23 protein-coding genes and 2 pseudogenes are annotated in these 26,728 nt (G+C 72.2%); 17 read left to right on the top strand and 8 right to left on the bottom strand.

The window, feature by feature from the left end; genetic code table 11:
• Positions 1–90 precede the first annotated feature (90 nt).
• The 3 genes and pseudogenes from OG985_RS22300 to OG985_RS22290 form a co-directional block, all read left to right on the top strand.
• Positions 91–379, top strand: a pseudogene (locus tag OG985_RS22300) (5'-nucleotidase C-terminal domain-containing protein); the annotation flags it as partial.
• Between the two features lie 100 nt (positions 380–479).
• A pseudogene (locus OG985_RS22295) lies at positions 480–1,328 on the top strand (sigma-70 family RNA polymerase sigma factor); the annotation flags it as partial.
• A 523-nt stretch (positions 1,329–1,851) separates the two neighbouring features.
• Positions 1,852–2,142, top strand: a complete 291-nt coding sequence (locus OG985_RS22290) for a hypothetical protein (protein ID WP_371670103.1) — start codon at positions 1,852–1,854, stop codon at positions 2,140–2,142.
• A 3-nt stretch (positions 2,143–2,145) separates the two neighbouring features.
• Here OG985_RS22290 and OG985_RS22285 read toward each other — a convergent pair whose 3' ends face one another.
• The 3 genes from OG985_RS22285 to OG985_RS22275 all read right to left on the bottom strand — a co-directional run bounded on the left by OG985_RS22285 (position 2,146) and on the right by OG985_RS22275 (position 5,101).
• Positions 2,146–2,796, bottom strand: coding sequence for a hypothetical protein (locus OG985_RS22285; RefSeq protein ID WP_371670102.1), 651 nt, complete (start codon positions 2,794–2,796; stop codon positions 2,146–2,148).
• Positions 2,797–2,940: 144 nt separating this feature from the next.
• The gene (locus OG985_RS22280; protein ID WP_371670101.1) at positions 2,941–3,642 is read right to left on the bottom strand and encodes a GntR family transcriptional regulator; all 702 of its coding nucleotides are present in this window, start codon (positions 3,640–3,642) and stop codon (positions 2,941–2,943) included.
• A gap of 103 nt (positions 3,643–3,745) precedes the next feature.
• A complete protein-coding gene (locus tag OG985_RS22275) occupies positions 3,746–5,101 on the bottom strand; it encodes an aspartate aminotransferase family protein (RefSeq protein WP_371670100.1) in 1,356 nt (451 codons plus the stop codon).
• A 218-nt stretch (positions 5,102–5,319) separates the two neighbouring features.
• Here OG985_RS22275 and OG985_RS22270 point away from each other — a divergent pair, with 218 nt between their 5' ends.
• From OG985_RS22270 to OG985_RS22260, 3 genes are all read left to right on the top strand, one after another.
• Positions 5,320–5,943 carry a DJ-1/PfpI family protein gene (locus OG985_RS22270; RefSeq protein ID WP_371670099.1) on the top strand — a complete coding sequence of 208 codons (624 nt, stop codon included), beginning with the start codon at positions 5,320–5,322 and terminating at the stop codon, positions 5,941–5,943.
• On the top strand, positions 5,940–6,419 hold the full coding sequence (locus OG985_RS22265) for a MarR family winged helix-turn-helix transcriptional regulator (RefSeq protein WP_371670098.1): 480 nt from the start codon (positions 5,940–5,942) through the stop codon (positions 6,417–6,419). The genes OG985_RS22270 and OG985_RS22265 overlap by 4 nt, the downstream gene beginning before the upstream one ends.
• Positions 6,420–6,497: 78 nt before the next feature.
• A complete protein-coding gene (locus OG985_RS22260) occupies positions 6,498–8,456 on the top strand; it encodes a serine/threonine-protein kinase (RefSeq protein WP_371670097.1) in 1,959 nt (652 codons plus the stop codon).
• A gap of 140 nt (positions 8,457–8,596) precedes the next feature.
• Here OG985_RS22260 and OG985_RS22255 read toward each other — a convergent pair whose 3' ends face one another.
• Entirely contained in the window at positions 8,597–9,346 is a 750-nt protein-coding gene (locus OG985_RS22255) for an SLATT domain-containing protein (RefSeq protein WP_371670096.1), read from the bottom strand.
• A 306-nt stretch (positions 9,347–9,652) separates the two neighbouring features.
• Between OG985_RS22255 and OG985_RS22250 the strand changes: the two genes are divergently transcribed.
• From OG985_RS22250 to OG985_RS22235, 4 genes are all read left to right on the top strand, one after another.
• Entirely contained in the window at positions 9,653–9,994 is a 342-nt protein-coding gene (locus tag OG985_RS22250) for a YbaB/EbfC family nucleoid-associated protein (protein WP_371670095.1), read from the top strand.
• Positions 9,995–10,054: 60 nt separating this feature from the next.
• Positions 10,055–10,654, top strand: a complete 600-nt coding sequence (gene recR / locus OG985_RS22245; protein WP_371670094.1) for a recombination mediator RecR — start codon at positions 10,055–10,057, stop codon at positions 10,652–10,654.
• Entirely contained in the window at positions 10,647–11,306 is a 660-nt protein-coding gene (locus OG985_RS22240) for a DUF5063 domain-containing protein (RefSeq protein WP_371670093.1), read from the top strand. The genes recR and OG985_RS22240 overlap by 8 nt, the downstream gene beginning before the upstream one ends.
• A 238-nt stretch (positions 11,307–11,544) precedes the next feature.
• Positions 11,545–12,057, top strand: a complete 513-nt coding sequence (locus OG985_RS22235; protein ID WP_371670092.1) for an SgcJ/EcaC family oxidoreductase — start codon at positions 11,545–11,547, stop codon at positions 12,055–12,057.
• Positions 12,058–12,079: 22 nt separating this feature from the next.
• Here OG985_RS22235 and OG985_RS22230 read toward each other — a convergent pair whose 3' ends face one another.
• Positions 12,080–13,381, bottom strand: a complete 1,302-nt coding sequence (locus OG985_RS22230; RefSeq protein ID WP_371670091.1) for an ATP-binding protein — start codon at positions 13,379–13,381, stop codon at positions 12,080–12,082.
• Positions 13,378–14,079, bottom strand: a complete 702-nt coding sequence (locus OG985_RS22225) for a response regulator transcription factor (protein WP_371670090.1) — start codon at positions 14,077–14,079, stop codon at positions 13,378–13,380. Before OG985_RS22225 ends, OG985_RS22230 begins: the two co-directional genes overlap by 4 nt.
• Positions 14,080–14,348: 269 nt before the next feature.
• On the opposite strand from OG985_RS22225, the gene OG985_RS22220 reads away from it, so the two are divergent.
• The 4 genes from OG985_RS22220 (at position 14,349) to OG985_RS22205 (ending at position 19,020) form a co-directional block, all read left to right on the top strand.
• Positions 14,349–15,623 carry an aspartate kinase gene (locus OG985_RS22220; protein WP_371670089.1) on the top strand — a complete coding sequence of 425 codons (1,275 nt, stop codon included), beginning with the start codon at positions 14,349–14,351 and terminating at the stop codon, positions 15,621–15,623.
• Positions 15,623–16,693: an aspartate-semialdehyde dehydrogenase gene (locus tag OG985_RS22215; protein WP_371670088.1), complete on the top strand. Its 1,071-nt coding sequence runs from the start codon at positions 15,623–15,625 to the stop codon at positions 16,691–16,693. Before OG985_RS22220 ends, OG985_RS22215 begins: the two co-directional genes overlap by 1 nt.
• A 573-nt stretch (positions 16,694–17,266) precedes the next feature.
• The gene (locus tag OG985_RS22210) at positions 17,267–17,863 is read left to right on the top strand and encodes a SigE family RNA polymerase sigma factor (RefSeq protein WP_371670087.1); all 597 of its coding nucleotides are present in this window, start codon (positions 17,267–17,269) and stop codon (positions 17,861–17,863) included.
• Positions 17,860–19,020 carry a hypothetical protein gene (locus OG985_RS22205; RefSeq protein ID WP_371670086.1) on the top strand — a complete coding sequence of 387 codons (1,161 nt, stop codon included), beginning with the start codon at positions 17,860–17,862 and terminating at the stop codon, positions 19,018–19,020. Before OG985_RS22210 ends, OG985_RS22205 begins: the two co-directional genes overlap by 4 nt.
• A gap of 185 nt (positions 19,021–19,205) precedes the next feature.
• Here OG985_RS22205 and OG985_RS22200 read toward each other — a convergent pair whose 3' ends face one another.
• Complete coding sequence (locus OG985_RS22200) at positions 19,206–20,009, bottom strand: SURF1 family protein (RefSeq protein ID WP_371670085.1); 804 nt, start codon at positions 20,007–20,009, stop codon at positions 19,206–19,208.
• A 154-nt stretch (positions 20,010–20,163) separates the two neighbouring features.
• Between OG985_RS22200 and OG985_RS22195 the strand changes: the two genes are divergently transcribed.
• Entirely contained in the window at positions 20,164–22,017 is a 1,854-nt protein-coding gene (locus OG985_RS22195) for a prolyl oligopeptidase family serine peptidase (protein ID WP_371670084.1), read from the top strand.
• Positions 22,018–22,304: 287 nt separating this feature from the next.
• Here the strand turns inward: OG985_RS22195 and OG985_RS22190 are convergent, their stop codons facing one another.
• Positions 22,305–24,416: an NAD-binding protein gene (locus tag OG985_RS22190; protein WP_371670083.1), complete on the bottom strand. Its 2,112-nt coding sequence runs from the start codon at positions 24,414–24,416 to the stop codon at positions 22,305–22,307.
• 216 nt (positions 24,417–24,632) lie between these two features.
• Here OG985_RS22190 and OG985_RS22185 point away from each other — a divergent pair, with 216 nt between their 5' ends.
• Together OG985_RS22185 and OG985_RS22180 are read left to right on the top strand one after the other, a co-directional pair.
• The gene (locus OG985_RS22185; protein ID WP_371670082.1) at positions 24,633–25,724 is read left to right on the top strand and encodes a permease; all 1,092 of its coding nucleotides are present in this window, start codon (positions 24,633–24,635) and stop codon (positions 25,722–25,724) included.
• Positions 25,721–26,479, top strand: coding sequence for a TIGR03943 family protein (locus tag OG985_RS22180; protein ID WP_371670081.1), 759 nt, complete (start codon positions 25,721–25,723; stop codon positions 26,477–26,479). The genes OG985_RS22185 and OG985_RS22180 overlap by 4 nt, the downstream gene beginning before the upstream one ends.
• Positions 26,480–26,728 lie beyond the last annotated feature (249 nt).

Below are 26,728 nucleotides of genomic sequence, written 5' to 3'. Positions count from 1 at the left end.
GCCGGACGGCCGGTCCCGCACGGGCGCCCACCGCCTCTTTCCCCTTGTTGACCGGGAGATTCGAAGTACGTCAACACGGCCGTCGGCACCGGCGTCTCGTACGACATCGACAATCGCGCGGCCCAAGAGGTCGAGGATCAAGAACCTCACCTACGACGGCACCGCCGCCGCCGACGACCAGGTCGTTGCCGTCAACAACCACCGCGCCAACGGCGGCTCCGGCCACCCGCACGTCGCCGCCGCCGACATCGCCTACAGCTCGACGAACGAGATCCGCCGGTTGATGATCGACTACGTGACGACGAAGGGCACACTGAACCCCGCGGACTTCGCGACCACCAACTGGAAGCTGACGCGGGGCGGGACGGCGGTGTTCTAGGGTTCCGGCGGAATCCGCGCGCGCAACGCGCGGCGGTCTCACGCGAGTTGCCGTGAACGCTTCGGGGGAAGGGATGGGCGTCGTGTCCGATCGGGAGCGGATGGCGGAGCTGTTCGAGGAGCACCGGGGCCGGCTGCGGGCCGTCGCCCACCGGATGCTCGGCTCGCTCGGCGAGGCCGACGACGCACTCCAGGACGCCTGGCTGCGGGTCGACCGCGCGGACACGGCCGAGGTGCGCAATCCGGGCGGCTGGCTGACCACGGTGGTCGCGCGCGTGTGCCTGAACATGCTGCGCTCGCGCGAGCACCGCCGCGAGGAGGAACTGGAGGGGGAACGGCTTCCGGCGACCGCGCACGAACGGGTCGTGGACCCCGAGGAGGAGGCGCTGCTCGCCGACTCGGTGGGTCTCGCCCTGCTCGTCGTCCTCGACACGCTCTCGCCCGCCGAGCGGCTCGCGTTCGTGCTGCACGACATGTTCGACGTGCCGTTCGACGAGATCGCCCCGATGCTCGACAAGACCCCGGCGGCGGCGCGGCAGCTCGCCAGCCGTGCCCGCAGGCGGGTCAGGGGCGTTCCGGCCCCCGCTGCCGACCTGCCCCGCCGGCGCCGGGTCGTCGACGCGTACCTCGCCGCGACGCGCGGCGGCGACTTCGACGCGCTGGTCGCCCTGCTCCACCCCGACGTCGTCCTGCGCGCCGACCGCGCTGTCGTCCCGACCCCCGAGCCCGTTCTCGTGCGGGGCGCCCACCCGGTGGCCAGGGGCGCGATGGCGTCCATGGGCCGCGCCCGGTTCGCGGACGTCGTCCTGGTCGACGGCGGGGTGGGTGTGGCGATGCTGGAGGAGGGCCGCCTGCGCGTCCTGCTCCGCTTCACCTTCGAGAACGGGCAGATCACCGCGATCGACGTCATGGCCGAGCCGGAGCGGCTGCGGAAGTCCGAGGTGAGGATCCTCGAGGCGGAGGACGCGGGGGGCGCGGGGGACGCGGGGGGCGCGGGAGGCGCGACGGACGGCGAGCAGGTCGCGGAGGCGGCGGACGGCGAGCGGGTCGCGGACGGCGAGGCTGCCGAGCACGGCGAGGACGGCGAGGACGGCCGGGGTGCCGAGGACTCGCGGTAGCCGGGGCGGGGGGACCGGGTGGGCTGCGTCGTCGGGTGGCCGGGGCGGCGAGGGCGTGCGGTCGCCGGGGCCGGGTGGGCCGGCTGGGCCGCGTCGCCGGGTGGCCGGGGCGTCCGCGTCGCCGCGTACCCGGTGCGCGCCTATCCGGTCCACGCCCACCAGGGGGCGTGGACCGGGTGCGCCCCACAAGGTGCCCACGGACGGGGAGTTGCGGCCCGGCAGGACGGCGGGCACAGCCCGTACGTCCCGTCGGCGGCCGCTGCCCGCTACGTCTGCCAGCCAGGGAGAAATGCCGCATACTGCCCTATTCTGAGAGCACACACCCGCGTGCGTCTGCCAGAAGAAGGTGAACGAGATGCGCGTACTGCTCAAGGCATCGATGGACACGGAGAAGGCGAACGAGGCCATCCGCAACGGCACCCTGGGGAAGCTGATCGAGGAGACGGCGGAACAGATCAAGCCCGAAGCGGCCTACTTCACCACCGACAACGGCGCCCGCACCGCCTTCCTCGTGTTCGACCTGGACGACAGTTCCCTGTTGCCGTCGATCAGTGAGCCGCTCTTCCAGAACCTCGGCGCCAAGATCACCTACGCCCCCGTGATGAACATGGAGGACGTGCAGAAGGGCCTGTCCCGGCTGCGCTGACCCTCAGCTGAAGATGATCATCGACCCCTGTGCCAGGCTCCGCGTCGCCGCCGCGTGCAGGCCCAGCCAGACGTGCCGCTCACGGGCGAAGGGGCTGGGGTCGTACGGTGCGGCGACGGCCGGCTCCTCCAACTCCGTGGGGGCCGGCGGCGGCTGCGGCGCGGCCGGGGGGTTCGCCGGGTCGATGCCGATGACCGGAGCCACCACCTCGAGTTCCCGCAGCAGGGTCTGCGAGGAGCCCAGCGGACCGCCCCCGGCCAGCAGGTCGTCGTTGGACAGCGGGTGCGGAAAGTCGACCGGGACGTACGCGCCCGCGTGGTCGTAGTGCCAGACCAGGTGGGACTGCTGGGCCGTCGTCTCGAACATCTCCAGCAACTGCTCGTAGTCACCGCCGAGTTCGTCCACCGGTGTCACCGGCAGCCCGCACACCTGGAGCAGGTAGGCGCGGCGCAGGAAGTGCAGCGCGTCGTAGTCGAAGCCGGCCACCGGGGCGACCTCGCCGGACAGCCCCGGCATGTACTGGTACACGGGGACCGGCGGGAGCCCGGCTTCGGCGAGCACCTTGTTGTACTGCGCGAGTTCGTCGGCGAAGGGGTTGTCGGGGGTGTGGCACAACACGTCCACGAGCGGCACCAGCCACAGGTCACAGGCCAAAGAGAGCTCCTCGGATACTCGCAGCGCACGGTGATCGGCACACGGTCGTCGTCGTGCGGTCGTCGCACGGTGGTCAGGGAAGGGTAGTCGGTGCGGCTCGCCTCGGCTGCCCTCGTGCAGGTCCCATACCCGGGCCCGCCCCGGTCATCCGGCGGCGAGGCGTTCGATCAGGGCGAGGGAGTGCGCGGTGTACGCGGTGAGCATCGAACGGGCGCCGTCGAGATCGCGCAGCGCGAGCGCGTCCACCAGTTCGCTGTGACCGGACCACAGCTCCCCGCGCAGGTCGCTCAGCCGGCGCAGGTGCTGCACCGTGCACACCCAGCCCTGCACCCGCAGCCGGTGCAGGAAGTCGACGAGGTACTGGTTGCCGAAGAGGCTGCTCAGCTCGCGCCAGAAGCGCAGGTCGTAGCCGATCAGGACGGTGAGGTCACCGGCGGTGGCCGCCCGCTGCGACTCCTCGCCGCGTCGGCGTACGCCCGCGATGGCGGCGGCGGTGCGGGGGTCGTCCTGCCACTGGAAGGCGCCGTGCCCGGCCGCCAGGGCGGCGAACATCCCGTCGGTGACCAGGCTCCGGGCCTCGAGCATGCCCCGGAAGTCGGCGACGGAGTACTCGTGGACGCGGAAACCGCGGTGCTGGTCGGCGTCGAGCAGCCCCTGGGCGGACAGGTCGACGAGCGCCTCGCGCACCGGGGTCGCGGACACCCCGTACTGCTCGGCGATCTCCTTGACCGTGAACTCCTGGCCCGGTTGCAGCCGCCCCGACAGCACCTCGTCGCGGAGCGCGTCGGCGATCTGCTGTCGCAGGGTGCTGCGCGTCACGGCGCCGTTGCCGCTGCTGCCGGGCATGGTCGGGGGGTCACCTCGTCGCGTTGGGGTGGCGTGCACGTATATGTCTACGAGCACGCCACCTTACGCGTTCGATTTTTCCGGCGGCGGTGTGGCGACGGGCCTAGTCCGTGTACTCGTCCGCCACGGAAAGCGCCACGTCCAGTGCCGCCAGGCCCTCCTTCAGTTCCGCCTCGCTCACGTTGCACGGCGGCACGACATGCGTCCGGTTCATGTTCACGAACGGCCAGATTCCCTGCTTCTTGGCGGCGGCACCGAAGGCGGCCATCGCCGCGTTCGCCTCGCCCGCCGCGTTGTACGCGACCAGCGGCTCCCGCGTCTCCTTGTCCTTCACCAGCTCCAGTGCCCAGAACATGCCGACGCCCCGCACCTCGCCGACGCTCGGGTGCCGCTCCGCCAGCGCCCGCAGCTCCGGCTCCACGACCTGCGCGCCGAGCCGCGCCGCGTTCTCCACGACGCCCTCCTCGGCCATCACGTTGATCGTCGCGACGGCCGCCGCGCAGGCCAGCGGGTGCCCGGAGTACGTCAGCCCACCCGGGTACGGCCGCTTCCCGAAGGTCTCCGCGACGGCCCCGGAGATGGCGACACCGCCGAGCGGCACATATCCGGAGTTGACGCCCTTCGCGAAGGTCATCAGGTCCGGTACGACGTCGAACAGGTCCGCCGCGAACCACTCGCCGGTCCGGCCGAACCCGGCCATGACCTCGTCGAGGATGAAGACGATGCCGTACTTGTCGCAGATCTCACGGACCCCGGCCAGGTAGCCCGGCGGCGGCACCATGATCCCGGCGGTGCCGGGGATGGTCTCCAGGACGATCGCCGCGATCGTCGCCGGCCCCTCGAAGGTGATCGTCGTCTCCAGGTGTTCCAGCGCCCGCGCGCACTCCTGCTCCTCGGTCTCCGCGTAGAAGCGGGAGCGGTACAGGAAGGGCGCCCAGAAGTGCACGACCCCGGCCGCGGCACCGTCGGAGGCCCAGCGCCGCGGGTCCCCGGTGAGGTTGATCGCCTGCTGTGTGCCGCCGTGGTACGAGCGGTACGCCGACAGCGCCTTCGGCCGCCCGGTGTGCAGCCGGGCCATCCGCACCGCGTGCTCCACCGCGTCCGCGCCGCCGTTGGTGAAGAAGATCTTGTCCAGGTCGCCGGGCGTCCGCTCGGCGATCAGCCGGGCCGCCTCGGACCGTGCCTCGACGGCGAAGGCGGGCGCGAACGTGGACAGGGTGGCGGCCTGCTCCTGGATCGCGGCGACGACCTTCGGGTGCTGGTAGCCGATGTTCGTGTAGACGAGCCCGCTGGTGAAGTCGAGGTACCGCTTGCCGTCGTAGTCCCAGAAGTACGACCCCTCCGCGCCGGCGACGGCGAGCGGGTCGATGAGGTCCTGCGCGGACCAGGAGTGGAAGACGTGCGCGCGGTCCGCGGCCTTCACGGCCGCGCCGGCCTGGGGGTTGGGCTGAGGGGTCATGCGGCGAGCGTAAATGTCCGCGATACGGAAGCGGTATCGGCGTCCTGTCTGTGGACCGCGGCTTTCCGCGACAGGTTGTCGCGCGTCGGCGCGGGCGGAACGCTCTATTGACAGCAAGCTGTCGAAGTGACAGCGTGTTGTCATATGCGATATCGCTTCGAGGAGTCCGAGGAGTTCGGAGGCGTTCCGAGCAATTTCGGGGAGCCGGAGGAGGAGCCATGAACAGCAGGAGCAGCAACAGCCGCAAGCCCGTTCACCTCGCCGTGTACGACACGTTCGCCGACTGGGAGACGGGCCACGCGACGGCGTACCTCGCGCGGGCCGGCCACGCGGTGCGGACGGTGGGTGCGTCGACCGACCCGGTGTCCAGCATCGGCGGGCTGAGCGTCCGGCCCGACCTGGCCCTGGACGACGTACGGCCCGAGGACGCGTCCCTGCTGATCCTGCCGGGCGCGGACCTGTGGGACACGTCCGACGACCTCGCGCCCTTCGCCCGCACGGCCCGCGCCTTCCTGGACGCCGGCGTCCCGGTCGCCGCGATCTGCGGTGCCACCGCCGGACTGGCCCGCGAGGGCCTGCTGGACGACCGCGACCACACCAGCGCGGTCTCCTTGTACCTGGCGGCGACGGGCTACGCGGGCGGCGGCCGGTACGTCGAGGCGGACGCCGTCACCGACCGGGGCCTCGTCACCGCCGGCCCCACCGAGCCCGTCGCCTTCGCCCGCGAGATCTTCCGCCTCCTCGGGGTGTACGAGGGTGAGGTCCTCGACGCCTGGTACCGGCTGTTCCACGACTCCGACCCGCAGGCGTACGCGGTGCTCGCGAAGGCCGGCGCCGCGTGAGCCACGAGCGTCAGGACCTGCTCAGCCGCGGGGCGCTCGGCGTCTTCCGGCTCAACGGTCAGTTCCTCGCCGTGGCGGAGGAACTGGCGGTGCCCGCGGGACTCACCGCCGCCTGGTGGCAGGTGCTCGGCGCGGTGCTGGGCGAACCGCTGCCCGTGTCCGGCATCGCCCGCGCCATGGGCATCACACGGCAGAGCGTCCAGCGGATCGCCGACCTGCTGGTGGACCGCGGTCTCGCCGAGTACCGGCCCAACCCCGCCCACCGCCGCGCCAAGCTCCTCGCCCCCACCGCGCGGGGCCGCGCGGCCGTCGAGCGGATCGGCCCGGGCCACGCCGCCCTCGCCGACCGGCTGGCCGAGGAGCTCGGGGACGCCGACCTCGCCGAGGCCGTGGCCGTACTGGAGCGGCTGTCGAAGGCACTGGAACAGATCTCCACGGGTGCGGACGAGACGGCGACGGCTGTTACGGAACCGTAGACAGCGGGCCGCCGGCCCCGCCGTATGCCCGCACTATCGTGGGGCTGTTCCACGGGCACGTTTCGGGGAGGGCCTGCGATGGAGAAGCTGGGGGCCGGGGATCCGCTGCGGATCGGGGCGTACCGGCTGCTGGCGCGGCTGGGCGCGGGCGGCATGGGGCACGTGTACCTCGCCCGGTCGGAGCGAGGCCGTACGGTCGCCGTCAAGCTGGTGCGGCCGGAGCTGGCCGCGCAGGAGGAGTTCCGGGCCCGCTTCCGGCACGAGGTCGAGGCCGCGCGTCAGGTCGGCGGCCACTGGACCGCGCCGGTGCTGGACGCGGACACCGAGGCCGCGGTGCCCTGGGTCGCCACCGGGTACGTCGCCGGGCCGAGCCTCCAGCAGGTCGTCGGGCAGGACCACGGGGCGCTGCCGGAGCGGTCGGTACGCATCCTGGCGGCCGGGCTCGCGCACGCGCTGGGGGACATCCACGCCGCCGGGATAGTGCACCGGGACCTGAAGCCGTCCAACGTGCTCGTCACCATCGACGGCCCGCGAGTGATCGACTTCGGCATCGCGCGGGCGCTGGAGACCGTGACGGAGGCCGGTCTGACCCGGACCGGCGCGCTCGTCGGCTCACCCGGTTTCATGGCGCCCGAGCAGGTGCGGGGCGACCGGATCACGCCCGCGTGCGACGTCTTCTGCCTCGGCTCGGTCCTCGCGTACGCCGCCACCGGCCGCCTGCCGTTCGGCGCCGCCCACAGCGGGGCGCACGCCCTGATGTTCCGCATCGCCCAGGAGGAGCCCGATCTCACGGGCGTGCCCGAGGGCATCGCCGACCTCGTCCGCGAGTGCCTGCGCAAGGACCCCGCCACCCGGCCGACCCTGGCCCGCATCCTGGAGCGAACGGGCGCCGAGGACACCGTCTCCGGCGGCCGGTCCCGCGACCCGTGGCTGCCGGGCGCGCTGGTGGCCCAACTCGGCCGGCACGCCGTACGGTTGCTGGACACGGAGGACCCGGAGGGGGCGGACGACACCGACGGTCCCGCCACCACCGCGGGGGCGGCGGCTCCCCAGGCGTCCCCCGAGCACGCTCCGACGGCGGACAGCTCCTCCACCGACGACCCGCCCGCCGAGCCGGTCCCCGCGCCGCGGCAACCGGGCGACAGCACCTCGTCCGACCACCTCCCCACCCTGGTCGCCGGACAGAGCGGCCAGGTACCACCCCCGCGCCCCGGCCCCCGGCCGGTCGGCGCCCCCGTCACCGGCGCCCCGCCCGACCCGGCGTACGGCTATCCGCACCAGCACCCTCAGCACCCCCAGCACCTTTCTGACTCCGCCTACGGCCACCCGCAGCAGCCCGCCGAGCCCTGGCCCCACCAGGTCTACGTCGGCCTGAGCCCCACCCCGCCGTACGGTCCGCTCCTCGACGCACCGGGCGCCCCGCCCTTCGGGCCCCCGCCCGTCGTCCCGCCCGAGCCACCGCGGCGCAGCGGCCGCTCCACGACGGCGCTCGTCGCGGTCGCCCTGATCGTCGCGCTCGGCGCCGGCGGCTCGGTCTACGCCCTGCTGCACGACGGCGACGACCCGGGCGGCTCCACGACCACCCCGACCCCGACCGCCAGCGCACCCCCGACGACCCCGGGCCCGACCACGCCCGAACCGTCCCCGACGGCCTCGGAGCCGACCACCTCGGCCCCGGCGGACGGCGACGTCCCGGCCCTGTACCTGGGTACCTGGACGGCGTCCATCGACAACGCCACCGGACACAGCACCCGCGAACTGACCCTCCAACAGGGCGAGGTGGGCGACACGGTGCTCTCCCTGGTGGCCGAGGGCCCCGCCGGCACCGGCACCTACCACTGCGTGTTCCGGGCCACCCTGTCCCAGGCGCCGTCCGGCGACGCCCCGTTGGTGATCGGCCCGTCCACCGTGGAGTCCGGCGAGCCGCGCTCCTCGTGCACCCCGGGCGCGGCCAGCGAGATCACCCTGCTGTCGGACGGCACCCTCCAGCGCGTGAACACGGACAGCGGCGACAAGCTGACGTACACCAGGCGGTGACGCGGCCACGGTCTGGGGCCAGGCGGTGAACCAGGCCGGCACGTCCCTCCCGGTGCCCTGCGGTGGCCCCACGCTCCCGCCTCGGGGCAGTGGCGGGCGGCGGCACGGCGGATGGCTGAGCGACGGACCTCAGGTCCGGCTCACCGCGGTTCCGGCGGCCGCTGCCTCGGCATGTTCGGCCGGGTGGGCGCGGATCCCGGCATCGGGAACCGTCCGTTGACGGTCCCCGGGTCCTGCCGTCCGCCGGACGTCACCGCCGACTGGATGCCCATCGGCGCCGCCCCTGTCCGGAACTCGACCATCCAGTCCGCCGTCTCCGCCCGCACCAGCTCGGTCACGTCCTCCGAGAACCTCCGCAGCACCGCCAGGCACCGCTCGGCGGCGTCGCCCGCCGTGCCGTCCGTGGGACCCAGCACCTCGCGCACGCTCTCCGACGCCCAGTCGAACTGGAGCACCTGAAGCCTGCGCTGCACGGCCTGAGCGGTGGCCACGTCCCTTATCCACCCGGACGTGAACCCGAAGAACCGGTCTCCGGCCACACACGCCACCCCGAGCAGCATGGCCAGATATCCCCAGGCCGTGACGCCGCCGACGACCCCGGTCAGGTCGAGCAGGGGCAGCGCGGCCCCGGCCACGGCACCCCCCGCCGCGCCCGCCCGCAGCACCCGCGCGCTCCGCCGCTTCCCCACCCGGTCCGCGAGATACCAGGCCGCCGTCTCCAGCGCCCCGCACTCCACCCACCGGTACAGCTCGTCCAGCCGCTCGGCCGGCTCGCCCCAGTCGCCGAGCGGGAACGCCCGCCCCATCAGGTCGCCCGGCCGCGGCCCCGCCGCGCCCTCGCCCCGCCCGTCCTGAGGCGGACCCTCGGGCCGCATCTCCGGCTGCCCCACCCGGCACTCCCTACTGATCACCGATCACGACCGACACCGATCACGACCGCCACTGGCCACGACACTGATCGCAACCGATCACGTTGCGTGACGCCTGATGCTGATGCGCCGGATCCTTCCTACCGCCCAATGGGTGGCGAAGACGTCGGTTTCATCGCTTTTCCGCCCGGAAGAGGGCCTTGATCAGGTATAGGACTCGAGATCGACTCACTCGAAAGAGTGCTGGGGCGACGGCTGCGCAGACCACGTAGGCTCGATCCAGGCGGGAAACCCGCCCGGACAGCCGTACGAGAACAGGAGCTGATCGTGATCCCCGGTGGTGGCCAGCCCAACATGCAGCAGCTGCTCCAGCAGGCTCAGAAGATGCAGCAGGACCTGGCGAACGCGCAGGAGGAACTGGCGCGGACCGAGGTCGACGGGCAGGCGGGAGGCGGCCTGGTGCGGGCCACCGTCACCGGTGCCGGAGAACTCCGCGCCCTGAAGATCGACCCGAAGGCGGTGGACCCGGAGGACACCGACACCCTCGCCGACCTGATCGTCGCGGCCGTACAGGCGGCCAACGAGAACGCGCAGACCCTCCAGCAGCAGAAGCTGGGCCCGCTCGCCCAGGGTCTCGGCGGCGGCGGTATTCCGGGACTGCCTTTCTAACAGGGCCCTCGGCCAACTACCGTACGTACTGCAAGGAACCCCCAGGAAGGACGGCAGTCCGTGTACGAAGGCGTGGTTCAGGACCTCATCGACGAACTGGGGCGGCTGCCCGGCGTCGGTCCCAAGAGCGCGCAGCGGATCGCCTTCCACATCCTGCAGGCGGAGCCGACGGACGTACGCCGGCTGGCGCAGACCCTGCTCGAGGTGAAGGCGAAGGTCCGCTTCTGCGCGACCTGCGGCAACGTCGCGCAGGAGGAGCTGTGCAACATCTGCCGCGACAGCCGCCGCGACCCCTCGGTGATCTGCGTGGTGGAGGAGCCGAAGGACGTGGTCGCCGTCGAGCGCACCCGTGAGTTCCGCGGCCGGTATCACGTGCTGGGCGGAGCGATCAGCCCGATCGAGGGTGTCGGCCCCGACGACCTGCGCATCAGGGAGCTGCTGGCCCGCCTCGCGGACGGCGCGGTCACGGAGCTGATCCTCGCCACCGACCCGAACCTCGAGGGTGAGGCGACGGCCACGTACCTCGCCCGCATGATCAAGCCCATGGGCCTCAAGGTCACCCGCCTGGCCAGCGGCCTCCCGGTGGGCGGAGACCTGGAATACGCGGACGAGGTGACCCTCGGGCGCGCCTTCGAGGGGAGACGACTCCTAGATGTCTGACGCCACGCTGCACGTGACCAGCCAGAACCCCGACGACTTCGTGGTCCAGATCGCGGACCAGGTCGAGAGCTTCCTGGTGGCCGTCTCGGAGGTCGCGAAGGGCGACGAGCCGGACTCGGCGGTCCCCTTCCTCCTCCTGGAGGTCTCCCAGCTCCTCCTGGCCGGCGGCCGTCTCGGCGCGCACGAGGACATCGTGCCGGACGAGCGGTACGAGCCCGACCCGGGTCCCGAGGCCGACGTGGACGAGATCCGCGAGAACCTGGCCCGCCTGCTGGAGCCCATCGACGTCTACTCCGAGGTCTTCGACCCGTACGAGCCCCGCAAGGCCCCCGTGCCGGCCCGGATCTCCGACGACCTCGCGGACGTCATGGCCGACCTCCGCCACGGCATGGCCCACTACCGTTCGGGCCGTACCGTCGAGGCGCTGTGGTGGTGGCAGTTCTCCTACTTCTCCAACTGGGGCTCGACTGCCTCGGCGACCCTGCGGGCGCTGCAGTCCGTGGTCGCCCACGTCCGCCTGAACCAGCCCCTGGAGGAGCTGGACGGACTGGACACCGACCAGGACATCATCGACGACGCCCTGGAGGCGGAAGCGGGCAAGGTGATGGCGGAGGAGATCGCGGGCCCGCTCGGGCTCCGTACGGTGCGGTAGACCCGCGTCGGATCCGTCGGCATGGGCATCGTCTCGCTCGGTGCCGGCGTCAGCGTCGTCCGGGACCGTACGCCCGCGGTGACAGTGCGGTGACCGTACGTGAGTTGGGGGCGTCCTGGACGTCCGCTGTACGTCGGTTGTACGGGCCCTGACCAGGGCGAGGGGAGTCTGGAGTCACTCCACACCGCGGAGAACGCGGACGGAGTGAGACCACCTCCCCCACCGCACTGGAGAAGTGATGACCCGTCGGTCCATAACCAAGCGCGCAGCCGTCGTCACCGCCACCGCCCTCGTCGCCGTCGGCTCCCTCGCCGTCGGTGTCAGCTCGGCCGGTTCCGAGTCCGCCCCGAGGTCCGTACCGAAGACCACCAAGGCGCGGATCGCCGGCCTGTTCGACGGCTGGAACGCCGCTCTGCGGACGGGTGACGCGGAGACGGTCGCGGACCGGTACGCCGACGACGCGGTCCTGCTGCCCACGGTCTCCAACAGGGTCCGCACCGACCATGGCGGGATCGTCGACTACTTCGAGCACTTCCTGGTGAACAAGCCGGCCGGCAGGAAGATCCAGACGGTCGTCAACGTCCTCGACGGCAACTCCGCGATCGACACGGGCGTCTACGAGTTCACCCTGACCGACCCGGACACGGGCGCGAAGCGTCTCGTCAAGGCCCGCTACACGTACGAGTACGAGAAGCGCGGCGGCGAGTGGCTGATCGTCAACCACCACTCCTCGGCGATGCCCGAGGGCTGATCCCGGCCGGTGTCCCGCCGGTTCAGCCGCCGGCCCGCTGTGCCGCCGCCCGCAGGCGGATCTCCACGCACAGCCCGGTCCGGCCGCCGGGCGCGTCCCGCAGGGCGACGGATCCGCCGTCGTCCGACAGCAGTTGTCTGACCACGGCGAGGCCCAGGCCCGAGCCGGAGCGCCCGGTCAGGCCCTGGCCGCGCCAGAAGCGGTCGAAGGCGCGGGACTTCTCGGCGTCGGACATGCCGGGCCCCTCGTCCAGCAGGGACAGCACCACCTCGTCGCCCCTGGTCTCGATCCGGACCGTGATGGTGCCGCCGTCCGGCGACACCTCCAGGGCGTTGGAGAGCACGTTGTCCAGGACCTGGTCCAGATGACCGGGACTGGCCAGCACGAGCGGCCGGCCGTCGGCGTCACTCCCCCCGAGCGCGATGGTGACACCGCGCTCGTCGGCGGCCGGCCTCCACACCGACAGACGTTCCCGCACGATGTCCGCGAGGGGCAGCGGCTCCGCGGCGGTCACCTTCGCCTCGGCCCGCGCCAGCACCAGCAGCCCGTTGACCAGCCGGCTCATCCGGACCACCTCGGCGGTCGCCTGCTCCACGTCCTCCCGTACGACGTCGTCGTCGACCCCGTCCGCGATGTTGTCCAGTGAGAGCCGCAACGCCGTGAGCGGGGTGCGGAGTTGGTGGGAGGCGTCCGCGACGAAGATGCGCTGGGAGGCGATCAGGGTGTCGAGGCGTTCGCCCGCCTGGTTGAGGGTGCGCGCCAGGGTCTGCGTCTCGTGCGGGCCCGTCACCGGTGAGCGCGCGGTCAGGTCTCCGTCGCTGAACCTGCTCGCCATGTCGTTGAGTTGGCGCAGCGGCCGGGTGAGCCGGCGGGCGACCACCGCGCCGATGCCGGCGGCCACGGCCAGGACACCGAACGCGAGGAACGCCCGGAAGCCCCAGATCCGCCACAGGCGCTTGGTCAGCTCCTTCGTCGGATACGTGATCCGGACCGCGCCCACGACCCGGCCGTCCCGCCTGGCCGGCGCGGTGACCTGGAGGGACTCGCCACCCCAGTGCGTCGACACGGTGGCCCCGGAGGCGGGCAGGACGTCGGCTCTGCCGGGTGTCTCGGCCGCGTACGCCTCGGTCATCCGGTCCAGCGCGGCCCGCGAGGCCGGGTCGCCGTGGCCCAGCAGCAGCGCCATCGTGGTGGCCTCGCGCCGCACCGACTGCTCGGTGTCCCCGCGCAGTTGGGCGGTGAGCGTGAACGCCACCGGCACGGTGAAGGCGGCCAGCGCGACGGCGACCAGCAGGACGTAACTGACGATCAGCTGCCGGATCATGGCGTCGGCCCGGCTCCCGGCGGGGGGTCGATCTCCAGACGGAACCCCACTCCCCGTACGGCGTCGATGGTGATCGCGCCGGCCAGTTTCCGGCGCAGCGCGGCCACATGCACGTCGAGTGTCTTCGTCGGCCCGAACCAGTTCGCGTCCCAGACCGCCTCCATGATCTGCTCGCGCGACATCAGCGCGCCGGGCTCCTCGGTGAGGAAGGCCAGCAGGTCGTACTCCTTGGGGGCCAGGGCCACCTCGTCGCCGTCCAGTCGGACGCGGGCCGCCCTGCGGTCGAGGGTCAGGCGGGCGCCGTAGCGGTCCGGGCCGTTGTCGGGGGCACCGGGAGACGTACGCGGCTGGACGCGCCGCATCACCGCCCGTATTCGTGCGATGACCTCGCGCACGCCGAACGGCTTGGACACGTAGTCGTCCGCGCCGAGCTCCAGGCCGACCACCCGGTCCGTCTCGTCGCTGCGCGCGCTGATCACGATGATCGGCACGTCACCGCGCCCGCGCAGCGCCTTGCAGACGTCGAGGCCGTCGGTGTCGGGCAGACCGAGGTCCAGGAGGACGACCTCGTACGGTTCGCGGTGGGCCAGCGCGGCCGCGCCGGTGGTGACCCAGTCGACCTCGAAGCCGTAGCGGTTCAGGCCGCGCCGCAGCGACTCGGCGACCGGCTCATCGTCTTCCACCAGGAGTACGCGCACAGGCGCACCCTAGTGCTTGAAACTTAATTCACAGCCGTCGCGCGGTCCCCTCCGCCGCCCGTTGTTCGATCACCGCGCCCCCGGGCCTGTGACCCGTGGCACTTTTCGAGTGGCGTCCCACCCCGCGGGCATGTTCTGTCCTGGTCCTTCGGGCGCCGGAGTCTCACCATGCGATACCGCGGAGGTGAAAACGGGGCGCTCGATAGACTGAGCCGACCGCAGTACATATGCGTATGTGCGGGAAGAGACGGACCAAGCGAGGAGCGCACGTGGGCCTTGTCGTGCAGAAGTACGGAGGCTCCTCCGTAGCCGATGCCGAGGGCATCAAGCGCGTCGCCAAGCGGATCGTGGAAGCGAAGAAGAACGGCCACCAGGTGGTCGTCGTCGTTTCCGCGATGGGCGACACGACGGACGAGCTGATCGATCTCGCCGAGCAGGTGTCGCCGATGCCCAGCGGCCGGGAGTTCGACATGCTGCTGACCGCGGGTGAGCGGATCTCCATGGCCCTGCTGGCGATGGCGATCAAGAACCTGGGCCACAGCGCCCAGTCGTTCACCGGCAGCCAGGCAGGCGTCATCACCGACTCGGTCCACAACAAAGCCCGGATCATCGACGTCACGCCGGGCCGGATCCGCACGGCGCTGGACGAGGGCAACATCGCCATCGTCGCCGGATTCCAGGGCGTCTCGCAGGACAAGAAGGACATCACCACACTGGGGCGCGGTGGGTCGGACACCACCGCCGTCGCGCTCGCCGCGGCGCTGGACGCCGAGGTCTGCGAGATCTACACCGACGTCGACGGCGTGTTCACCGCCGACCCGCGTGTGGTGAAGAAGGCGAAGAAGATCGACTGGATCGCCTTCGAGGACATGCTGGAGCTCGCCGCCTCCGGCTCCAAGGTGCTGCTCCACCGCTGTGTGGAGTACGCCCGCCGCTACAACATCCCGATCCACGTGCGCTCGTCCTTCAGCGGACTTCAGGGCACCTGGGTCAGCAACGAGCCGAAGCAAGGGGACCAGAAGGTGGAGCAGGCCATCATCTCCGGTGTCGCGCACGACACCTCCGAGGCCAAGGTCACGGTCGTCGGTGTCCCGGACAAGCCGGGCGAGGCCGCCGTCATCTTCCGCGCCATCGCCGATGCCGAGATCAACATCGACATGGTCGTGCAGAACGTGTCCGCCGCCTCCACCGGTCTGACGGACATCTCGTTCACCCTCCCCAAGACCGAGGGCCGCAAGGCCATCGACGCGCTGGAGAAGGCGAAGGAGAAGATCGGCTTCGACTCCTTGCGCTACGACGACCAGATCGGCAAGATCTCGCTGGTCGGCGCCGGCATGAAGACCAACCCGGGCGTCACGGCCGGCTTCTTCGAGGCGCTCAGCGAGGCCGGGGTCAACATCGAGCTGATCTCGACGTCCGAGATCCGTATCTCCGTGGTCACCCGCGCCGACGACGTGAACGAGGCCGTGCGCGCCGTGCACACCGCCTTCGGGCTCGACTCCGACAGCGACGAGGCCGTCGTCTACGGGGGCACGGGCCGCTGATGTCCCCGTCAGGACCGCGGAGCGGGCGACCGACGCTCGCGGTCGTGGGAGCGACCGGAGCCGTCGGCACGGTCATGCGCCAGATCCTGTCCCAGCACGCGGACATCTGGGGCGAGATCCGACTGATCGCCTCACCGCGCTCGGCCGGCCGCAAGCTGGCCGTGCGCGGTGAACAGGTCGAGGTCGTGGCCCTCACCGAGGGGGCCTTGGACGGGGTCGACGTCGCCATGTTCGACGTACCCGACGAGGTCGCCCTCCGGTGGGCGCCGGTCGCCGCCGCCAAGGGCGCGGTGGTCGTGGACAATTCGGGCGCCTTCCGGATGGAGTCGGACGTGCCCCTGGTCGTCCCCGAGGTCAACCCGCACGCGGCGCGGCAGCGCCCGCGCGGGATCATCGCCAACCCCAACTGCACGACCCTCTCCATGATCGTGGCCCTCGGCGCGCTGCACGCCGAGTTCGGGCTGCGTGAACTGGTCGTCTCCTCCTACCAGGCGGTCAGCGGCGCGGGCCGGGCCGGCGTCGAGACGCTGCGGCAGCAGCTCGCCCTGGTCGCCGGCACGGAGCTCGGGACCCACCCCGGTGACGTACGGCGGGCCGTGGGGGACAACACCGGGCCCTTCCCGGAGCCGGTCGCCCTCAACGTCGTACCGTGGGCCGGATCGCTGCGCGAGGACGGCTGGTCGTCGGAGGAGATGAAGGTGCGGGACGAGACCCGCAAGATCCTCGGACTGGCCAGGCTGCCGGTCGCGGTGACCTGTGTGCGCGTGCCGGTGATCACCACGCATTCGCTGACCGTGCACGCCCGCTTCGAGGGCGAGGTCACCGTCGGCAAGGCGCGGGAGATCCTGGCCACGGCTCCCGGTGTCGTCCTGTTCGACAACCCGGCCGCCGGGGAGTTCCCCACGCCCGCCGACGTGGTGGGCACCGACCCGACCTGGGTGGGCCGGGTACGACGGGCGCTCGACGACCCCACCGCCCTGGAACTCTTCGTTTGCGGCGACAACCTGCGCAAGGGGGCCGCTCTCAACACCGCGCAGATCGCGGAACTGGTCGCGGCCGAGCTGTCGTGAGGGGCGACGCGTGTGGGGCGCGTGACGGTCTGTGATGTGGGCCGACGCACTTGTTGCGGAAACGTGTTACCGCCGGAAATCTCCTGGCCGGAAGCCGGTCGGTTTGTAGGATCCTTGTGAAGCGGTGATCCGGGTTGGTCCGGACCACTTGCTCCGGGCCGCCTTGACGTCAGAGGATTTGCCTCCCCGCTCTCCGCAACCGTGCGAAGGGCGGGGAGCGTCTTTGCGGACGTCCTTCAGTGGGCGCGGGGATGCTTCAAGGAGCGTGGGGACGCTCCGGCCATTCAGGACACAGGGGAAGAGCGGGTAGGGCATGAGGGCGTTTCACGCACTGTCGGTCGTGCTGCCTGAAGCGAGACGAGCGGCCGTGTCATGCACCGGACGACCAGCCACGCCGTGGAGCACGCGGCGGCCCGGACGGTACGGCGAACCGTTCGGCGCAAACGTGACGCGCCGCGCGTACAACCCTGACGGGGGTAAACGTGTCCAACTGGCGTGGCAGAGGTTCTCGATTTCAGTGCGGCGACGCGCGGCACGGCCCTACGGCCGCCCCGCCCCTCCCTCCGACCCCGGATGCCCGGTGCGCCCGGCGGCATGCCGGTGATCGCGCCCATGCCCGCAGCGCGGCCGACCCGCATACCGAATCAGCGCGACGGCGCCGAGGACATCGCGGCGGCCGGCACCACCGTCGACCATCTCACCGAGACCTACCGCGCGCACTACCGCTCGCTGCTGGGACTCGCCGCCCTCCTTCTCGACGACACCGCCTCCTGCGAGGACGTCGTCCAGGAGGCCTTCATCCGGGTCCACTCGGCCCGCAAGCGCGTCCGTGACCCCGAGAAGACGCTCGCCTACCTGCGTCAGACGGTCGTCAACCTGTCCCGCTCCGCCCTGCGCCGCCGCATCCTCGGCCTGAAGCTGCTCTCCAAGCCGATGCCCGACATGGCCAGTGCCGAGGAGGGCGCGTACGACCAGCTGGAGCGCGACTCCCTGATCAAGGCGATGAAGGGTCTCCAGCGCCGTCAGCGCGAGGTCCTGGTCCTGCGCTACTTCGCCGACATGACGGAGGCACAGGTCGCCGAGACGCTCGGGGTGTCGCTTGGCTCGGTCAAGGCGTACGGCTCCCGTGGCATAGCGGCCCTCCGGGTCGCCATGGAGGCGTCGGCATGAGCGAGCACGACGACGGACAGCGTCGCCCCCACGACCCCCACGAGCCCTACGAGTGGCGCGAGCCGGGCACCGAAGGCGACGAGCATCAGCCGAAGCAATCGCACGCTGGGAACAAAACCGTGAACCACAGCCTGGACGAACAGAGCCCCGAAGGGCTCGACTCGGACGAGCTGGTACTGCGCCGGATGCTGCACCGGGCGGTCCTGGAGGTCGAGCCGCGCGACGGCACGCTGGACCACCTGAGGCGGGCGGTTCCCGCACGGCGGGCCCGCAAGCGGCAGGCACTGGTCGGCATGGCGGCCGCCGCCCTCTTCGTCGGCACCGCCGTCCCGGCCCTCCTCCACGTCTCCAACTCCACCGGCGCCGACGTCGACCCGTCCGTCGCCGGCCAGGCCTCGCAGGCCCAGGGCGGCGCCGGACAGGGCAAGGACCCGGACGGCGGCGAGAGCAGCGCCGGCAGCTCCTCCGACAAGGCCCAGGACAAGACCGACACCGGCAAGAAGGACCAGGACAAGGGCAAGGGCACCGGCACCGGTACCGGCTCCAGCAGCGGCTCCGGCACCCCGGCGACCGCCGCGGCGTCCACCCCGGCCTGCACCTCCCTCCAGCTCGGCTCCGCCACCGCGAGCTCGGACGTCCCCGACGCCGCCGGCACGGTCTACGGCACCTTCCGCGTCCTCAACGTCTCGACCACCGCCTGCACGGTCACCGGCCCCGGCACCCTGGGCACCAGCCCGCAGGGCGCGGCCGACGCCACCAAGATCAGCGCGGTCCGCCATGTCTCCGGGGACGTGGCGGCCGGCCTGCCCGACCCGTCCCTCGAGGTCTCCTCGCTCCTCCTCCAGCCCGGCTCCGCCTACGAGGTGAAGTTCGCCTGGGTCCCCTCGGAGACCTGCCCCGCCGACACCGGCGACAGCGGCGGCGAGACCGGCGCCTCGCCCGACCCGACGCCCACCGACGACACCGGCGCCTCCGGCGGCACCACCACCGGCACCGACAGTGGTGTCTCCAGCCAGCTCTTCACGGCGGACGGCACGGTCGACGGCAGCGTGACGGTGACGAACACGGCGGACGGCGGCGGACCGACGGCTTCCACGACGGTCTCCGACGCGTGCGCGGGGACGGTCTACTGGACGGGCGTACTGACGGCTTCGTGAGAGGCGGGACGGCTTCCGGCCGGGGGGTTGCTGCCGACCGGCCGGGTGACGGGGGCTGGGTGAGGAACGGTTTCGTGCCGGGTGGTCTGACGGACGGTTTCGTGCCGGGCGGCCTGAAGGACGGGTTCGTGTCGGGTGGCCTGACGGACGGTTTCTGCAGGAGGTCGGTCCGGACGGGACCGTCCTCACACTCCGGACGGGCTGCTCTCGCGCTCCCCGGCGGTGGTCTCCTCCGGCACCAGCCCCAACTCCGCGTCCCGCGCGAACTCCACCTCGCGCCGCAGCAGCCGGAACCACATGAACACCACGAACCCCGCGAAGACGAACCACTCCCCGGTGTACCCGAGGTTCTGGAAGGCCTTCAGGTCCAGCCCCGAGTCCGAGGGCGCCTTCGCCGGCACCGCCTTCATCCCCGAGTCCGCGTGCTCCAGCGTGACCCAGGCGTCATAGACGTCGTACGGCACGAGGTTGACCAGCGAGGCCGCGCTGATCACGCCGGTCTGACCGGCCGGCAGTCCACCCTGGGCGCTGACCCCGTCGTCCCCCGGCGTCTCGGACGCCTGAAGCGCACCGGTCACGGTGACCTCCCCGCGCGGCGCTGCCGGTGCCTCCGCCGCGTCGGCGGTGCCGGGCAGCCAGCCCCGGACGACAGGCAACGCCTTGCCGTCGTTGGTGCGCAGCAGGGTCAGGACGTAGAAGCCGGCGGCGTCGTCCAGTTCCCGGCCGGGCACGAGCAACTGCGTGTCGTAGTGTCCGGTCGCGGTGACCGGCTTGCCGGAGGTGACCTGGTCGACCGGCAGCAGTTCCTTCAGCGGGCGGGCGGCCTCCCGGCCGGCGGACGCCGCCTGCGCGTCGGCGCTGCGATGGTCCTGGACCCGCGCCTCGAACCGGCTGAGCTGCCACGACCCCATGAAGACGCAGAAGGGGATGGCGAGCAGCACGAAGACGTTGATCCCCCACCAGCGAGGCGTCAGCAGAAACCGGTACACGTCGTCCACGGTACGGGGCTCGTGCGAAGAGCCGGGCCGCGGGGTACCGGTGCGGGCGCCGGGTGAGGGACGGGGTTTTCCACAGGGCGGTGGGTTTTCCACAGGGTGGGGACCTGGCCGTCTCATTGTCCGCCGGGGCGGGCAGTATGGGGCCATGACTGAGAGCAACGGGTCCGATGCGCGGGTTCGGCAGGCGGAGCAGGCAGAGATGGCACAGCGGGCTCGGGGCGGGGAGACACCGGACTGGGAGAAGCGCTTCCGGGCGCCCAGGGTCTCGCTGCCCGACTGGGCGGAGGACGCACCGGACCGCGCCCTGTTCGTGTCGAACGCGACGGGGACGTACGAGCTGTACGCCTGGGACAGAGCCACGGGCGCACAACGCCAGGTCACCGACCGGCCGAACGGCACGACCGACGGCGTGCTGTCCCCGGACGGCGAGTGGATCTGGTGGTTCGACGACAAGGACGGCGACGAGTTCGGCGTCTGGCGCCGCCAGCCCTTCACCGGGGGGCCGGACGAACCGGCGACGCCGGGCCTGGAGGCTTCGTACCCGGCCGGCCTGGCCCTCGCCCGGGACGGCCGCACGGCGGTCGTGGGCCGCTCGACCGACGAGGACGGTACGACCATCCACCGCGCCCGCACCGGCGAGGACCCGGTGGAGATCTACCGCCACCGCGAGTCGGCGGGCGTCGGCGACGTCTCCCACGACGGCTCGCTGATCGCGATCGAGCACACGGAGCACGGCGATGCCATGCACTCGGCGCTGCGCGTCCTGCGTCCCGACGGCACACCGGTCGCCGAACTCGACGACACCAGGGGCGGCAGCGAGGAACTGGGCCTGGACGTGCTCGGCTTCGCGCCGGTCGAGGGGGACAGCCGGCTGCTGATCGGGCATCAGCGGCGCGGCCGCTGGGAGCCCCTGGTGTGGGACGTCGCCACGGGGGAGGAGACGGACCTCGGTCTGGACCTGCCGGGCGACGTCGGAGCCGAGTGGTACCCGGACGGCACCGGCCTGCTGGTCGTCCACAGCTTCGAGGCCCGCAGCGAACTGTTCCGCTACGACCTGGCGACCGGTGCGCGGGAACGGGTCCCCACCCCGGCCGGCTCGGTCTCCGGGGCGACGGCACGCCCCGACGGCAGCGTGGAGTACCTGTGGTCGTCCGCCGCCGAGCCGTCGGCGGTCCGCTCGACGACGGGCGGAGTCGTCTTGGACCCGCCCGGCCTGAAGTCGCCGGGCTCGGTCCCGGTGGAGGACGTCTGGGTGGAGGGCCCGGGCGGCCGTATCCACGCCCTGGTCCAGAAGCCGGCCGGCGTGAGCGGCCCCCTCCCCACCGTCTTCGACATCCACGGCGGCCCCACCTGGCACGACAGCGACTCCTTCGCGGCCGGCCCGGCGGCCTGGGTCGACCACGGGTACGCGGTGGTGCGCGTCAACTACCGCGGCTCCACGGGCTACGGCCGCGCCTGGACGGACGCGCTCAAGTACCGGGTGGGCCTGATCGAGCTCGAGGACATCGCGGCGGTGCGGGACTGGGCGATCGGCTCCGGCCTCGCCGACCCCTCCCGCCTGATCCTCACCGGCGGTTCCTGGGGCGGCTACCTCACCCTGCTCGGCCTCGGCACCCAGCCGGACGCGTGGACCCTGGGCATCGCGGCGGTCCCGGTCGCCGACTACGTCACGGCGTACCACGACGAGATGGAAGCCCTGAAGGCCATGGACCGCACCCTCCTCGGCGGCACCCCGGAGGAGGTCCCCGACCGCTTCGCGGCCTCCTCCCCGCTGACGTACGTCGACCAGGTCAAGGCCCCGGTGTACATCTCGGCGGGCGTCAACGACCCACGCTGCCCGATCCGCCAGGTCGACAACTACGTCCAACGCCTGGAGGCCCGGGGCGCGACCCACGAGGTCTACCGCTACGACGCGGGCCACGGCTCACTGGTGGTGGACGAACGAATCAAACAGGTCAAACTGGAACTCGACTTCGCCACCCGCCACTTGTTCACCTGACAACCGCCGAAGCATTCAGCCCCTCCGGCGTTTGAGGAGCGGGGTACAGAGGCGGAGCCCCTGAGGACGGGGCGGGACGGGACGGGTGGGTGGGGTGCGGGGGCGAAGAAAATCGGCCCCCGCACACCACCCGTCCCGCGACCCGCACCCGGGAGTCGCATGCGAGTCGCATGCACACCCGCGAGTCCCACCCGCCCCGCGACCGCCGCCCGGGAGTCGCATGCGAGTCGCATCCGCACCCGCGAGCGCCGCCCGCCCCCGCGAGTCAAACCCGCACCCGCAGACCCCTACACCCCCGCCCGCTCCCGCCGCCCCCGTCTCCCCAACAACTCCGCCAGCCCCCGCCGGGTAGCCGCCAACACCACCCGGTCCTCCCCCCGCAGGACATACGTGTCGGGCAGATCCCACACCAGCCCGGACCCCCCGGACTGCCCGAAGCGCCCGGACCGCTCAGACCACCCGTACCGCCCGGACCGCTCGGACGACCCGGACCGCCCACCCGCCCCGGCCTCCCGCCCGCCCTCGTACGCCTCCTCGGTGGCCGGCTCCTCCCGCCGCCCCCCGGAGACAGCCGTGTCCAGCGCCAACACCCGGTAGGCGCCCGCCTGGAACGCCTCCCCGACCGTCTTCCCCTCCAGCTGCGGATGCCCGGCCACATCCACGGCCGCGAACAACAGCACCCGCCGCTCCACGGGGATCGCCCCCAGGATCTGCCGCCCCATCATCGCCCCGGCGAACGCGGGAGCGGCGAGATGGGACACACTCCGGCTGCGCGTGGAGGCGTTCGGATGCGCGGCCCGAAGGGTGCGGTACACGGCGGTCGCGAAGTCGTCGTCGTACAGCCGCAGCACCACCCGCAGATCGGGCTGCACGGACCGCGCGTACAGCACCGCCTCCAGATTCGTGGTGTCCGCGCTGGTCACCGCGAGCAGGGCGTCCGCCCGATGGATCTTGGCGGCCTCCAGGACCCCTTCCTGAGTGACGTCCCCGAGCACGACCGGAACCCGCAGCCGCCGCGCCGTCGCCAGCCCGCGTGCCTCGGGGTCGGACTCGACGCACACCACCGGAATGTGCAGCTCACGCAGCCGAGTCAGGACCCGCGTGCCGATCTTGCCGAGCCCGAGCAGCACGACGTGCCCGCCGAGTCCGCGCGGCGGCTTCCGCAGCCCGGACGCGGTCCGGAAGGTGCCGAGCGCCTCCAGCACCGCGGCCAGCAGCACCGGCAGCATCAGCAACCCGACCAGCCCGGAGAGCAGTTGGAGGATCTGCCGGCCGAGCGACTCCCCGAGGGCGGGGTCGTCGATGGCGAACAGATCGAGCAGCGTCAGGTAGAACGCCCTCAGCGGATGGATTCCGGTCACCACCCACAACGCGACGGCGAGCGCGACCACGCACGCCACCAGACCCGCAAGGGACCACCGAAGCCGCCGCGAGAACAGCGAGGCGAACGCCGGCACGACCCCGCTCCCCGAGGGCAGCGAGGGCCCCGAGTAGGAGACCTGCTCCAGGACGACGCTCCCGCGCCCGACGGCGTCCCGCACCGTCGCCGCGTCGGGCAGCAGCAGCGGCCCCTGCTCCTCCCGGCTCCGGGAACCGTGCGCGCCGGACGGTTCATCGCCGGCCGCGGACAGCAGAGCCAGTGTGCCGAGACCCGGATCGGCCACCTCGCCGGGCGCGGGCGCAGGCCGTTCCACGGCCCGCAGCAGCAGGCCGTCCGTCTGTACGACCTTGCTGGTACCGGCGAGCGCGGTCGCGGCCAGCGCGGGTGCCGCGGTGTCGGCGTCGGACAGCACGGTCGTCGAGGGATCGCCGTCCTCGAACCCGGAGCCGGCCTCGGGGCGTCGCGTGTCCGCGCCCTCGTCGTCCGTGGCCAACGCGGCGGCCTGATCGAGCAGTTCCTCGATGTGCTGCCCCAGCCGGCGGTTGTAGAGCCGCAGCACGAGCCGCAGCCGGGGGTTGAGCCGGCGGGCGGTGAGGGCGGCACGGATGTTGGTCTCGTCGTCGTCGTACACGAGCGCGAGCGCGGCGGCGCTCTCGACGCCGGCCTCGGCGAGCACCGCCTCGGCAGGCTCGACGGCCTCCACGACGCGCTGGCCCCCGGCAACCTCACCGCTCACCCGCCCGGCACCACCACCGCCGCTCGCGGCGCTGGAGTGGCCGGAAACCCCGCCCGTGGCGCCACCGGGGCCGGTGCCGCCGGTGGCGCCGTTGCCGGTCCGGCCCACGGCCGCGTTCACCACGCGGTCGAGCAGCGCCGACCCCGTCCGGGCCCGCCCGACCACGGGTGGTCGTACACCGCGGTCGGAGGGCGGTACGACGAGCGTGACCTGTTCGCCGTACACACCGCGCAGTTCGGCCGCGAGCCGGTGCGCGAGGCCGTCGTCGCCGCACACCACCATGTGCGCCGGCGCATCACCGGGCTGACTTTGATTCGGAACGCTCCCCACGAGGAAAGAGACTGCCCTACCGTGACGGGTGGTTCCAGGAACAGGGTGCGTAAGCCTGGTGCAAAGCCTGGTCAAAGCCGGGCGTTCCGCTGAACGACCGTGCCCCGGCCGCCGTACGGCAGGGGAGGGAAACCAGCGCCCTTCCGCTCCACCGGAGGTACCTCACCCGTGGCCATCACCAGACCAGCTCCGACGGGTCCGGAAAAAGCGGAACCGGACAAACCGCAAAGCGCCCCCCAGCCGGCACACAACGGCCCCGTGGACGCGAAGCCGGACACGACACCGGACTCGAAGCCGCACCCCACCCCGAAGCCGGACACGAAGTCCCCCCTCATCCTGGTCATGCTGCTGCTCGGGGCCGTACTCCTGCAGGGCCCGGTCCGGCGGGCGCTCGGCGCGCCGGTGATGCAGAGCTGGATGACGGTCTTCGTGGCGGTGATCGTCCAGGCGCTGCCGTTCCTCGTGCTGGGGGTGCTGCTGTCGGCGGCCATCGCGGTGTTCGTACCGCCGTCGTTCTTCGCCCGTGCCCTGCCCAGCAGGCCCGCGCTCGCCGTTCCGGTCGCGGGCCTCGCGGGCGTGGTGCTGCCGGGCTGCGAGTGCGCGTCCGTGCCCGTGGCCGGAGCGCTCGTCCGGCGGGGCGTCACCCCGGCCGCGGCGCTGGCGTTCCTGCTGTCGGCGCCCGCGATCAACCCGATCGTGCTGACCGCGACGGCCGTCGCGTTCCCGCGCAACCCGGAGATGGTCCTCGCGCGGCTGGTCGCGAGCCTGCTGGTGGCGTGCGCGATGGGCTGGCTGTGGCTGCGCGTCGGCCGCGCCGACTGGCTGCGCCCGCCGGCCCGGACGTCGTACGAGGGTCAGGGCAAGGGTGCGGCGTTCTGGGGCTCCGTGCGGCACGACGTGATGCACGCGGGCGGCTTCCTGGTGGTCGGCGCGATGGCGGCGGCGACCCTCAAGGCCGTGGTGCCCGCGGAGTGGCTGCGCACGGCGGCGGGCAACCCGGTCGTGTCGGTGCTGGCCCTCGCGATCCTCGCCGTCCTGCTGTCGATCTGCTCGGAGGCGGACGCGTTCGTGGCGGCGTCGCTGTCGCAGTTCTCGCTCACCGCGCGGCTGGCGTTCCTGGTCGTCGGCCCGATGATCGACCTGAAGCTCTTCGCGATGCAGGCCGGTACGTTCGGCCGCGGCTTCGCCCTGCGCTTCGCGCCCGCCACCTTCGGCCTCGCCATCCTGGTGTCTGTCCTGACCGGGGCGGTGCTGCTGTGAACCGGCAGGCGCAGGCGGCGGTCCTGTTCCTGATGGGTGCGGCCCTCCTGCACGCCGGCTTCACCGACCTCTACCTGCGCTACGTCAAGGCGGGGCTGCGCCCGATGCTGCTGGCGTCCGGCGCGATCCTGATCGCGGCGGCGCTGGCGACGGCGTGGTACGAGTGGCGACAAGAGAGAGCAAGGAAGAAGGACGCCGCAGAACAACCCGAGCGCGACGCCCACGACCACGAGGAGGGCCACCGCGAACCTCGGATCTCCTGGCTCCTGGTCCTCCCCCTCTTCGCGCTCATCCTGGTGGCCCCGCCGGCCCTCGGCTCGTACAGCGCCATGCGCACCGGTACGGCCCTGCAGCAGTCGTACGGCTACCCACCCCTGCCCGCCGCCACCGACAAGCCCCTGCACCTCAGCCTCGTCGACTACGCGAGCCGCGCCGCCTACGACCACGGCCGCACACTCCGCGGCCGACAGCTCAGCGTCACCGGCTTCGTCGCCCTGGACAAGAGCGGCGCCCCCTACCTGATCCGCATGGCCCTCAACTGCTGCGCGGCGGACGCCCAGCCGGTGAAGATCGGCCTGACCGGCCACATCCCCCCGGTCCTCCAGCCGGACACCTGGCTGCAGATCACCGGCACCTACACGCCCCGCCAGACCAAGGACCCGGTCAACAACGGCAGAATCCCCTACCTCCAGATCACCGAAGCGACCCCGATCCCGACCCCGAAGGACCCGTACGACGAGACGTGGAACACCTGAGAGACAGCGGGGACCGCATCAGCCGCTCGGGCGGAGCCCCTCGTGGGACCGGCTCCGCGACGACACACGACGGCTTCCGCGCACACCACTACAGGCCAGCACTGCCGAGCGGCGCCCCTCCACATCGGAGCCCAAGCGCCCCGCCCGAGGCGCGGAGGCACCAGCAACGCCAGAGGGCCCCTACCGATTAGGTAAGGGCCCTCTGAACTGCGATTCAACTGTCGGGGTGGCGGGATTTGAACCCACGAC

The sequence above is a fragment of the Streptomyces sp. NBC_00289 genome, assembly GCF_041435115.1.
GTDB lineage: Bacteria > Actinomycetota > Actinomycetes > Streptomycetales > Streptomycetaceae > Streptomyces.
This window is presented reverse-complemented; position numbering and strand designations above follow the sequence as displayed.